The organism is Aestuariirhabdus sp. LZHN29 (genome assembly GCF_049985285.1).
In the GTDB taxonomy this organism is placed as follows: domain Bacteria; phylum Pseudomonadota; class Gammaproteobacteria; order Pseudomonadales; family Aestuariirhabdaceae; genus Aestuariirhabdus.
Genome location: NZ_JBNIEU010000002.1, coordinates 456,636 through 468,695 on the forward strand (window position 1 = coordinate 456,636; position 12,060 = coordinate 468,695).

Consider the following 12,060-nt stretch of genomic DNA (forward strand, 5'->3'; position numbering starts at 1 on the left):
ATGGAACCACAATAGGACTTTTGTGAGCCTCGTTCGCCTCGATTCAAGGGCTTTGGTATGCTGGCTTGCCTGGTAAGGAGATCCCATGAGCAAGTCGCATACACCCAGCCTAAAGCCGCTGGAAGGAGTTCGGGTACTGGAGTTGGGGCAGCTTTTGGCGGGCCCCTTTGCCGCTACCCTGTTGGGGTATTTTGGTGCAGAGGTGATCAAGGTGGAGCCTCCGGGCCGTGGCGATCCGCTGCGCAAGTGGCGCGTGTTGGAGGAGGGCACATCGCTCTGGTGGCGCAGTCTTGCGCGTAATAAAAAATGCATCACCCTGGATCTCAAGAGTGAACGCGGGCGCGAGCTGGTGCGAGAGCTGATGCTCAAGTCGGATGTGGTGATAGAAAATTTCCGCCCCGGGACCATGGAGAAGTGGGACCTGGGCCCGGAGGCATTCAAACAGGTACATCCTGGCCTGGTGTATACCCGCATCTCGGGTTATGGGCAGGATGGTCCCATGGCGAGTAAGCCCGGTTTCGCCTCGGTGTGTGAAGGCTTCAGTGGCTTTCGCTATGTTAATGGGTTTCCCGGTGAGGCACCGGTTCGGCCCAACCTCAGCCTGGGTGACTCTCTTGCCGGGTTGCACGCGGCGTTCGGTATTGTGTTGGCGCTGTTGCAGCGCCAGCAACCGGGTGGCGCGGGGCAGGTGGTCGATGTGGCACTCTATGAGGCGATGTTTAATATGATGGAGGGGGTGATCCCCGAATTCAGCGGCGCGGGTGTGGTGCGAGAGCCTTCAGGCACCACGGTTACCGGCATTGTACCGACCAACACCTATCGCTGCGGCGATGGCAAATACGTGGTGATTGGTGGCAACGGTGACTCGATCTTTTGCCGCTTGATGGAAGCCGTGGGGCGCGAAGAGATGGCAGCGGACCCGCGTCTGGCCGACAACGCCGGCAGGGTGCAGCACGAGGCCGAGATCGATTCGGTGCTCTCCCAATGGACCGGAGCACGAGGCAGCGACGAGGTACTCACGGCGTTGGAAGCGGCGCGAGTGCCGTCAGGTCCCATCTACAATGTGGAGGATATGATGGCCGACCCCCAGTATCGTGCCCGGGGGCTGTTCGAATCTGTCGAGATCAACGGTAAACCCCTCGAAATTCCGGCTCTTGTGCCGCGATTGGAGGGGACCCCCGGCGAGACTCAATGGCCTGGCCCGGAGCTGGGCAGTCACAATAACGAGGTGCTGGGAGAGCTTCTGGGGCTCGACGCCGATGAGCTGGCGGCGCTCGGGGAGCAGCAGGTGGTGTAGGTTCATCTGCCAGCGCGTGCCCTCGCGCTAGTGGCTCAGAAACCTGAACAGCGCCTCGTTGGCCCAGCTGCGCAATGACCAGTTTTTGATATAGCCGCAGTGACCGCCGTGGCGGGTAAGCTGGATCTCAAGATGGGGGTTATCCGCCAGCTCGGTGATCTTCTCGGCCCGTATGACCGGGTCATCTTCGGCCGCCAGTAACAGTGCCGGAACCTTCAGCTTTGCCATCCGCTCACCGATGATCGAATAGCTTTGCAGATAGGGTTCGGTGCCGTCGAAATCGGTGTGATGGCGAACGAAATAATCGGTCATCTCCCGCAGCGAACGCATATTGAGCAGCTCTTCGCGGTACCCTAGTTCGGGGAAGTGCTCCAGCTTGGTGGCCAGGGATCGTTTCCATTTGCGCACGAAGTAGTCGTGGTAGATCGACCAACCATGCTCCAGGGAGTCCATGGTTGAGGGGGGATAGAGTACGGGGCAGACGGCCGCCACCCGCGTCAGTGGTATATCGTATTCAGCGGCGCGCAGGGCGACGCGAAGGGCAAAGTTACCGCCAAGGGAAAATCCGGCCAGCATTAATGAGTGGGGTTGCAGGCAGCTCTGGATATCGTGCATCGCCCCCGCTACCTCCGCATCGCGAGAGGAGTTAAACAGCTCCCGGTTAAGGTGATGGCTGGGGCCGTGATCGCGCAGGTGAAGGCGCAAAAGATCGAATCCCTGTTCGAACAGGTACGCCGCAGCCGATAGCAGGTAAAGGGATTCGCTGCTGCCCTCCCAGCCGTGGATCAGCACCACCAGTTTACCGCTGGGGGAGGGTTGGGGGCTGTATTCACCATGCAGGCGCACGTTATTGCCGCAGTTGAATATCATCTCCTGGCTACATGCCCGCAGGTTACGAGCGCGCCATTTTTCCAAAGGCCTGCGCAGCGGCATGCTCGCCATCAGCGATTGCACATGACCGCTGGTGAAGGGCCAGCGGGGAGTAAAGGGATCGAGGGGGGGGAGTGTCACAAGGGTGCATGGATGCGGGTGCCTGCGGGTAGTGGGATTACTCTAGTGCCGTGACGGGCTGAGCACAAGCACCTCGTGTGGTTATCACCTGCGGTGATGGCTGGCGATGATTATCGGTGCTCAGTGCACCGCTTTTTGCTATGGTGAGCGCAACGCCCTGTGTCATGACGGGGCAACTAAAACAAGGGTATCAGGGGTTACAAAAGCTATGGCCAAAGGTTTGGATAAACACCGCGCACGTCAGGATTCCCTCTCCTGGTTTGGTAAGGATCTCGCGCGCCGTGCCAGCTCCTGTTGCGAGCTCTGCGAGGCCTCCGGCGTCAAGCTGGTTACCCATGAGGTAGAGCCGGTTCCGGTAGAGCCGGAGTTTGAGCGCTGCATTCTGATCTGTGAGGATTGCCAGCAGCAGTTGCTCAATCCGAAGCGAGTGCAAGCCGACCACTGGCGTCTTCTCGGGCGCGCCGTATGGAGCACGGAACCGGCTGTGCAGGTGGTTGCGGTGCGCATGGCGCGACAGCTGGCTACCCGATACGACTGGGCGCAGGAGATACTCGATCCCCTGTTCCTCGACCCCGAGGTTGAGCAGTGGGTCGATAACCCCTGACGAGGTGCCGCGCAGGGGGAGTCCTCGTCAAAAAGGAGGTGGCAGTGTGCCAAGGAAGCAGCAAGCGAGAGGTCGACCGCAATGATAGTGAAATTTAATCGTCTTATTCTGCTGGGTGGGGTCGTTGTTCTTAGCGGCTGCGCCGGGTTTGGTGCGATGACATTGCAGGAGCGCTACGGCGAATCCGAGCCCCGGGAGCGCACGCAAGAGACCCTGCCGCCCAATCAGGTCGACTACTGGAGTGAGGTCAAACCGGTGCTGGAGCAGCGCTGTGTGGTTTGCCACGCCTGCTACGATGCCTCGTGCCAGCTTAAACTCACCTCCAGCGATGGCATCGATCGCGGTAGTTCGCGCGCTAAAGTCTATAACTCTGTGCGCTTGCGTGCCGCCCCCCCCACGCGCCTTAACGAGGATGCCCACAGCACGGGCGATTGGCGTCGGCGAGGGTTCTTTCCGGTGTTGAACGAATATGAAAACACCCCCCAGGCCAATCGTGACGCCGGGGTGATGTATCGTATTTTGCGGCTTAAGCAGCAGCACCCCCTGCCCGCGCAGAAGTTGCTTCCCGAGAGTCTGGATATCTCCCTTGATCGCAAGGAGGTGTGCACAACGGCGGAGGCGTTTGATCTGTTCGCCAATGACAACCCTCTGTGGGGAATGCCCTATGCACTGCCGGGCCTGCCCCCCCACGAGCAGAACCTGCTGCTGCGTTGGCTGGAGCAGGGTGCGATGCACACGCCGCGTCCCCCACTGAGCGAAGCGCTGGTCGCAAAGCAGCGCCGCTGGGAGCGTTTTTTTAACGGCGATGATATGCGTTCGCGGTTAGTCAGCCGCTATATGTATGAACACCTCTACCTTGCCCATCTCTATTTTCCCGACGTCGATGAGCGAAGCTTCTTTCAGTTGGTGCGCTCCTCAACGCCTCCCGGAAAACCCGTGCAGCGCATTGCCACCCGGAGGCCTTATGGTGATCCGGGGGTGGAGCGGGTCTATTATCGACTGATACCCCACACCGAAACCATTGTTGCCAAGACCCATATGCCCTATCGCCTCGATGGCGAGCGCATGCAACGCTGGAATGACCTGTTTTTTAGTGGTGATTATCAGGTCACCCAACTACCCGGCTACGACGATGAACAGGCATCCAACCCGTTCCTGACCTTTAGCCAGTTACCCGTACAGGCGCGCTACCGGTTTATGCTCGATGAAGCCCGTTACACGATTAACGGCTTTATAAAGGGTCCGGTTTGTCGTGGACAGGTTGCTCTTAACGTTATTAATGATCATTTCTGGGTCTATTTCGTGGAACCGGACCTGCCGGGTTACGAGCAATCCGCGGCCTACATGGCGCAGCGCAGTCAACGGCTGGACCTGCCCGCGGCCAGCGACAATATCTATACCCCCATGACCCACTGGTTACGTTATTCCGCCCAGCAAAAAACGCTGCTGGCGGAGAAGGATGCTTATCTGAGCCAACAGTTGGGTGACGAGCGTTTTGGGTTGGATTGGGTGTGGGATGGCGATGGAAATAATCCCAACGCGGCGTTAACGGTCTATCGCCATTTTGACAGCGCGACGGTGGAGCAGGGGTTGCTGGGTGAGCCACCGAAAACCGCCTGGTTGATCGGCTACGAATTGCTTGAGCGCATTCACTACCTGTTGGTGACCGGCTACGACGTGTATGGCAATACCGGACACCAGCTCGTGACGCGACTCTATATGGACTTTTTGCGTATGGAGGGCGAGGCGAACTTCCTGCTCCTGTTGCCGGAGGAGGCCCGCGCTCGAGAGCGAAATTTCTGGTATCGGGGCGCGGAAAAATCGGTATTGGATTATATGACCCTGCCCAATTTCGAGGCAGATGAAAAACTGGCGATTGATTATAAAACCGATAATCAAAAGTTGGAGCTTTATGAGATGCTGGCGCGGCGGCTATCCCCGGTGTTGCCCACCAAGCAGCAGTTGCAGTCGTTACCCAATGCCAACATTCGTGACGGTTTTGCACCCTTGAGCAAACTGAAAGGCGGCGCGGTGACTCTGCTTCCGCAAACAGTTTATGTACGGATTCTATCGCCAGACAGCTATCATTATGTGACTCTTGTTCATAATAATGCGCACCGTAATATCACCGCCATGTTTGACGAGCAGGACGAGCGCCAGCCCGATGAAGATACCCTGGACGTCATAGCGGGTTTTATCGGTAGTTACCCCAATGCGCTCTACCAGGTGCACGAGTCCCAGCTCAAGGCGTTTGTCGGCCAATTGTCTGCGATGGAAACCCAGGACGACTACGAGGCGCTGGTGGATCGTTATGGCGTGCGGCGCACGGACCCTAACTTCTGGTCCCTGAGTGATCCGTTCCAGAAAGCCTATCGCGATCTGAACCCGGTCGACAGCGGCGTGCTCGACTACAGTCGATTGGAAAATCGCTAGGGGTAGTGTTTGGGGTTTGTATAGGCGCTGTTTCTGTAGGTCGCCCTTCGGGGCGGGAGGGTGTCGGGAGGCACCCCGACGGGTGCTTTAAGGTGTAACCCTCTGTAGGTCGCCCTTCGGGGCGACAGCGGTGGAAGCCCGCTAATCCTCCTTCGCACACCAGTTGAGTCTGGGTGTGTGCGCCTTTGGCGCGATGGTTTTTGCCTTGCGGCTGGCATTGTGTCGGGACGCACCCCGACGGGTGCCTCAAGGGGGCGACCAGCGCCCCCTTAAGAATCCCCGCTGGCCCTCACCAAACCGGCCTTCGGCTGCGCGCGTCGCCGCTTCCGCTATCGGGCGCTCCGAGCGGGCTCCTGCCCGCACGGAACGGCTCGGCGTCCATGCCTCGCCCCTTCGGGCCTACTTCGATAGCGCAAGCAGCTCCTTGCCGGCTTGGAGGGTAAAGAGGTGTCGCCTGACGGTTTCTTTGAGGAGAGCTCCTGTAGGTCGCCCTTCGGGGCGACAGCGGTGGCTTGTAGACCAATTACGTCTGGGTGTGTGCGCCTAGGGCGCAATGGTTTTTGCCTAGCGGCATTGTGTCGGGACGCACCCCGACGGGTGCCTCAAGGGGGCGACCAGCGCCCCCTTAAGAATCCCCGCTGGCCCTCACCAAACCGGCCTTCGGCTGCGCGCGTCGCCGCTTCCGCTATCGGGCGTTCCGAGCGGGCTCCTGCCCGCACGGAACGGCTCGGCAGTCGCTCCCGGCCGTCCATGGCCTCCGCGACATTCGAACATCACGTTCATCATCGCCCCTTCGGGCCTCTTTCGATAGCACAAGCCGCTCCTTGCCGGCTTGGAGGGTAAAAGCGGTGTCGCCTGATGGTTTCTTTGAGGAGAATCCCTGTAGGTCGCCCTTCGGGGCGACAGCGGTGACTCCTTGCTGCCAGCATTGTGTCGGGATGCACCCCGACGGGTGCCTCAAGGGGGCGACCAGCGCCCCCTTAAGAATCCCCGCTGGCCCTCACCAAACCGGCCTTCGGCTGCGCGCGTCGCCGCTTCCGCTATCGGGCGTTCCGAGCGGGCTCCTGCCCGCACGGAACGGCTCGGCGTCCATGCCTCGCCCCTTCGGGCCTACTTCGATAGCGCAAGCAGCTCCTTGCCGGTTTGGAGGGGAGGCATACAACTTGTGTTAGTAATTGGAGCTATTTTAGCCTATAGCCCACTGTCATTAATTTAGATCTTCCCATAAATTTCATTTTGGGAAGTGATAATTCTTCTGTAACTTCATTATTTGATACTTGATTACACGCCTTTAACTGTTCAACATCAACAGAAAAGCGATAGAACTTACCGTCCGATTTTATGAAATACCATTTTTTTGCTTTCGATTTACTTTCTGGTACATACCAAGTCATGTAAGAAGTTACATGCTTCTGAAACCGCATAAATTCTCCCAACTAACCCTTTATAGTTTTGCGCACTTAACACTTTTTATTAAACAGCTAACGACTAAGATCACCGGCAAAATAACGCTGCATAGCGAAGCGGCGCAGCTTTATTTTGTCCGAGTTCAGCGCCTTGTTATGCATTCTTTCTCAGTGAGCTCCACTGTCCAGAATGAATGGCATATATGTCAACCACTGATTCATGATCATCGACGATATGAACGCATATTTCATTAGCTAACGGTGACCAAATGGATTTTTGCAGGCTACCAAGAGAGAACCCCTCTTCTCGGAAACTTTTTTGCCAAACCTTATTCCTCGAGTCCCATCGGTAACCGCTTGCCTTCAATTGATCTTTTATAGCGTACGTCGCACCGGTGTTTTGCTGGTTTAGATTTCCTACTCGAACTGTTAGGCGGCTATTTTCATCTTTAACTGGTGGAAATTCTTCCCAACAAACATATTGAAATGCTTGGCTGGATATTGTGTCTTGAAGGAATGGTGATATATTGTTTTGTTCAGTTAGGACAATCAAGGTATCTACCGCACGAGTAAGTGCCACATAAAACAGACGTCTTTCCTCAGAAATGATTTTTTCAATGTTGTCGCCAAGAACTCGTGTAAAAACCCAATCAGGGTGAACAAGAGGGTAGCTCCGTAGAACAGCATCAATTACGATTACCGCATCATTTTGAAGACCCTTATATTTGTGGGCTGTAGATGTAGAAATTCTATATCTCAAATCTTCAGGAAAAAAGGAGCGTACAAGGTCACAATAATCATCGAGACAATTTTTCTTGCGAGATTTAACAACATCATAATTTACGTACCAAGGTAATGTGTTTTTTCTAGAAAGAAGAACCACGTTTTTGTCGGTAGACAACAAATTCGATACAAGCCTCAATACTGCGGGTGTAATCTCATCACCATTGTGACGCTCTTTTTCCCTATCAGACGGGATGAAATTCTCAAGGTTGCCATACAGAATTGTTCCGTTGTCTGTTTTATATGATTCAGCAGGTTTTCCAAGCCCTTTCATTAGGGCGTTACCAAGTGATACGATCGATTTAGATGATCGGTAATTAGTCGAAATGTACAGCTCACAAGAGGGGGAAAAGTAATGTTTAAAATTCTCATAAAACTGTAAGTCAGACCCGGCAAACCCGTTTATAGCCTGCCAATCATCTCCAACACAGAAAAACTCTATTCCATCATTTTGAGATCGTATCGCTTCTACTAGTTTAAGAAATAAATCAGAGAAATCTTGATACTCATCGATAAATATGTAACGTATATCTGTTAAATCTCCTTTTCCTGATTTTCTTTCAAATATTGATTTCCCTTCACTTATGCTGCCGGCCGCTCTCTGCATCAAGCCGTCGAAATCTTCTTCACCAGTTGCACTTAGACGTTCGAGGTATGCGCTATAGAGGTGTTGTGCGATCTGCAAAAACTGCTCCTCAACTGAACTCAAATAATTCCGTGAATCCACAAGGTTCATCAATTGCCTTGGAGTAAGAGATAGCTTTCTGCATCGTTGGATAAAACCGACTGATGTACTTGTAAACCGGTCTATTGCCCTACCTTTAACCCTATCCCATATTTCATCTTCAGTTAGACGCGAGCAAATCACGCCGTTATCTTCCAAAATCTGTTTGAATACGGTGAAAAATTCCTCTCGCCCTATGGATACATCACTGGGGGTTATTTCCACGAGCTTCCAAGAGTGGTTGTGTTCCCAGTATCTTCTTTTATCTTCAGTTAATTCATCATAATCAGGGTCGCCACGCAGACCAAAGTATTCAACGATAAGACCACTTTCGGGAGAAAGAAATACTGTAAAATCTGGTCGGTAGTTAACGCCATGCCACCAATAATTTCTTTCGTACTTATACGGGATGTCATGTTCAAACAAGAAATCCGCTATAAGCTTCTCTCCATGGGACTTTAAATACTCGCCACGAAGACTGACATTCGGTAATGTTCTGCGATACTCAATAAATTCACTTTTCCCTAGATTATATCCACCAGAAACTATTCTTTCCCAGTCAGTCCGAAAATGTTCAAGCATTAATAATCGAATTTCATCTCGGAACCTTGGGTTGCTCAGAAAATCATCAATCACATGTTGAAGTGATTGGCTCTTTGCTAGGGAATTGTTAGCGGGGTCATCATAGAGAAGCGCTTCTTCTGGATGAACAATTGCGTAGGCTAACGCGTGAAATGTCATTACATGGGGAATACTATCCCCGAAATATTTCTTGAGCCGTTCCTTTATTTCTTCTGCTGCTTTTCGATTAAATGCAAGCAGGATTATCTGATTAGGTGGTATGTAGCAGTGTCTTTGCAGGAAAATGGCGCGGTTTACAAGTGTAGTAGTTTTTCCACTACCTGCACGAGCTATCACCTGTATATGCTTTCCATAGCTTGCTATTGCTGTTGACTGTTCGCCATCAAGCTCAACTTTAGTATGAGTCCTTACCCAGGATCGAACAAAGCCAGCTTTCTCTTTCTCGTACTCTTCACGAGAAATTATCTCAGAATATTGTTCTCCGTAGAGGCTATCTGCTCTAAGAAAATCACTCTCAAAACACTTTTTCACCCTTGCAAGGGCCTTTTCTTTCTCCTGCAGCTGTCTTTTTTTCTCTATTCGTGCTTGTTCAGCACGTTGTGCTTGTTCAGCACGTTGTGCTTGTTCAGCACGCAGCTGTCTTTCTTTCTCCATTCGTGCTTGTTCAGCACGTTGTGCTGCGAGCAATTTCTCTTTTTCTATTCGCTTTGCTTCATCCTCATTTTTATACTTAAGTTCGTAAAACCACTCTCTGCTAATATATTCAGAATTTTGCTTAAATACTAAATCAGCTTCTATGAATTTAAAGTCTTCCAGCAATATTTTTATTTGCTGTTTTAACTTTGCTAACTTCTCATTTAATTGTTTATTTTTATATATTTTTTTCCTGTCTTCATACCAAGATTCGTCAACATAGCTTATATACTTAGAATAATATTTATCTGCCTTCGAAAATGCATATGATTCAAAACGCTCTATAATTTTTTGTCGAGAGTAAGCTGATATTTCATCCTGCTGTTTTTTGCCGTATTTTACTTTTATATCGTCATAATCAAATTTTCCTAGGGCCGATATGTTGCCTTTGTAATATTCATCCGCTTCATGAAACCTATAATCTTGCAGTAGAAAAATAAGTTCTTCCTGATTGTTTAAATAGGCAATCTGTTGGCCAAGCTCTATATATTTGTGTATTTCTTCATTGTTTATGACGCGGATTCAAATCTGAAGTGCATCATCTAACCCGGTAGAGAAGGAGGCCAGCTGAAGGTAAGCTCTCATCCTTTTCTCCGGCAAGAGATGAAGTAATGAAAAAGACCTACCAACAACTGACCTATGAACAACGGTGCCAGATTTCTATCTTAAAGAAAAGCGGCTTTAGCCAGAGGTCTATTGCGGCTGCCATAGAGGTTAATCAGTCTACTGTGAGCCGGGAGTTGGCCAGAAATACCGGAAGCAGGGGTTATCGTCATAGGCAGGCTCAGCGCAAGACTGAAAGACGCCGAGCAGACGCTGTAAGTGCTACCAAGATGACTATGGAGGCCATCGAGCTAATCGAGTCAAAGTTACGTTTGGAATGGAGCCCTGAACAGATATCGGGATGGTTGCTAATCGAACAAGAGCAGCTCATTAGCCATGAGAGTATTTATCTGCATGTCTGGGCCGATAAGCAAGCTGGGGGCGATCTTTACAGGCACCTTCGCCGTCAGGGGAAGAGGTACGATAAGCGTCGCAACGGCAAGTCAACGCGGGGCCATATAAAGAATCGAGTTAGCATAGATGATCGCCCTCAGGTCGTTGATGAGAAATCACGTGTAGGCGACTGGGAGATCGACACAGTGATTGGTAAGGGCCATCGTGGAGCGCTGGTCACTGTTGTCGAAAGAGTCACGAAATACACACTTTCAGCGCAGGTTAATAGCAAGAGCGCTGCGGATGTAACTCAAGCAACCATTCGCCTTCTCAGGCCGATAAAAGATATCGTTCACACGATAACAGCTGACAACGGTAAAGAGTTTTCATACCATGAAAAAATTGCCAAGGCGCTCTCGGCAGATATATATTTTGCACATCCCTACAGTTCCTGGGAACGGGGATTAAACGAAAATACCAACGGCCTCCTGCGACAATATTTTCCGAAAGGAACTGATCTAAAGGCAATTAAGGCGATAGATGTCAGGCAGGCGGTAGAACGGCTTAATACTCGGCCAAGGAAAGGGTTGGGGTTCAAAACACCTGAGAAATTGATGAATATACACCGGGCTGCCAAGGCGGCTTAACTATGATGCGGTTGGAATTTGAATCCGCGTGATTTTTGCTATTGGTGACCAACTATATTCAGGTGATAATGCAAGAATCCGAATTTTTTTTCTCAGTTCACAAGTCTCGTTAACTCCACGGCATGGATTTACCAAAATATTCAATAGCATCTCATATGCATCATTGCCTTTTTTACCATGAAGGGTTTCTATTCGCGTAAGCAGCGTCATGATGGTGACTAAGAACTTATTACTCATTATTGGTTCGGATTTTTTATGCATAACAGCTTAATTCTGTGCCGGCTTGTTTTGCCATGTTTCTGTTGTGAATGGTGGTCTTGTAACAGACTGGATTTAAACCTTTTTTATGTTTCATTGGTTTTCATTGTCCGGTGAAAACAGGCTGGCTCATATTTCATGGTGGCGCGGCGCGGTATCTGGTTGCCTGCTTTTTTCTAAGTTACTGATAATGCAGCAATTGCTGGATGCTTTCCAGAGGTAAACGCGCCAGTGTCTGCGATAAAGTGAGCGTTTTAGCACCTTTTGACTTATCTCACTGTATTCACATACAGCTGTTGTGATGGATGAGTATTGTTCAAGTTTATGGCTTGTGGTGTCGCCCTGAAGGGCGACCTACAAGGATTCTCCTCAAGGAAATCCTCAGGCGACACCCCTTTACCCTCCAAACCGGCAAGGAGCTGCTTGCGCTATCGAAGTAGGCCCGAAGGGGTGAGGCATGGACGCCGAGCCGTTCCGTGCGGGCAGGAGCCCGCTCGGAGCGCCCGATAGCGGAAGCGGCGACGCGCGCAGCCGAAGGCCGGTTTGGTGGGGTCCAGCGGGGATTCTTAAGGGGGCGCTGGTCGCCCCCTTGAGGCACCCGTCGGGGTGCGTCCCGACACAATGCCGGCCGCAAGGCAAAAACCATCGCGCCAAAGGCGCACACACCCATACCCAATGGATCTGCA

7 protein-coding genes are annotated in these 12,060 nt (G+C 51.7%); 4 read left to right on the forward strand and 3 right to left on the reverse strand.

The window, feature by feature from the left end:
* The first annotated feature begins 85 nt into the window (after positions 1-85).
* Positions 86-1,297 carry a CaiB/BaiF CoA transferase family protein gene (locus ACP3PW_RS08825; protein WP_426416329.1) on the forward strand — a complete coding sequence of 404 codons (1,212 nt, stop codon included), beginning with the start codon at positions 86-88 and terminating at the stop codon, positions 1,295-1,297.
* Between the two features lie 27 nt (positions 1,298-1,324).
* Here ACP3PW_RS08825 and ACP3PW_RS08830 read toward each other — a convergent pair whose 3' ends face one another.
* Complete coding sequence (locus ACP3PW_RS08830; protein WP_426416330.1) at positions 1,325-2,308, reverse strand: YheT family hydrolase; 984 nt, start codon at positions 2,306-2,308, stop codon at positions 1,325-1,327.
* A gap of 208 nt (positions 2,309-2,516) precedes the next feature.
* On the opposite strand from ACP3PW_RS08830, the gene ACP3PW_RS08835 reads away from it, so the two are divergent.
* Both ACP3PW_RS08835 and ACP3PW_RS08840 read left to right on the forward strand, forming a co-directional pair.
* A complete protein-coding gene (locus ACP3PW_RS08835; protein ID WP_426416331.1) occupies positions 2,517-2,912 on the forward strand; it encodes a phnA protein in 396 nt (131 codons plus the stop codon).
* An 81-nt stretch (positions 2,913-2,993) separates the two neighbouring features.
* Positions 2,994-5,345, forward strand: a complete 2,352-nt coding sequence (locus ACP3PW_RS08840; RefSeq protein ID WP_426416332.1) for a fatty acid cis/trans isomerase — start codon at positions 2,994-2,996, stop codon at positions 5,343-5,345.
* A 1,181-nt stretch (positions 5,346-6,526) separates the two neighbouring features.
* Here the strand turns inward: ACP3PW_RS08840 and ACP3PW_RS08845 are convergent.
* Together ACP3PW_RS08845 and ACP3PW_RS08850 are read right to left on the reverse strand one after the other, a co-directional pair.
* Positions 6,527-6,769 carry a hypothetical protein gene (locus ACP3PW_RS08845; RefSeq protein ID WP_426416333.1) on the reverse strand — a complete coding sequence of 81 codons (243 nt, stop codon included), beginning with the start codon at positions 6,767-6,769 and terminating at the stop codon, positions 6,527-6,529.
* A gap of 136 nt (positions 6,770-6,905) precedes the next feature.
* A complete protein-coding gene (locus ACP3PW_RS08850) occupies positions 6,906-9,659 on the reverse strand; it encodes a UvrD-helicase domain-containing protein (RefSeq protein WP_426416334.1) in 2,754 nt (917 codons plus the stop codon).
* 485 nt (positions 9,660-10,144) lie between these two features.
* Here ACP3PW_RS08850 and ACP3PW_RS08855 point away from each other — a divergent pair, with 485 nt between their 5' ends.
* Positions 10,145-11,116 carry an IS30 family transposase gene (locus ACP3PW_RS08855; RefSeq protein ID WP_426416335.1) on the forward strand — a complete coding sequence of 324 codons (972 nt, stop codon included), beginning with the start codon at positions 10,145-10,147 and terminating at the stop codon, positions 11,114-11,116.
* The last annotated feature ends 944 nt before the right edge of the window (positions 11,117-12,060 follow it).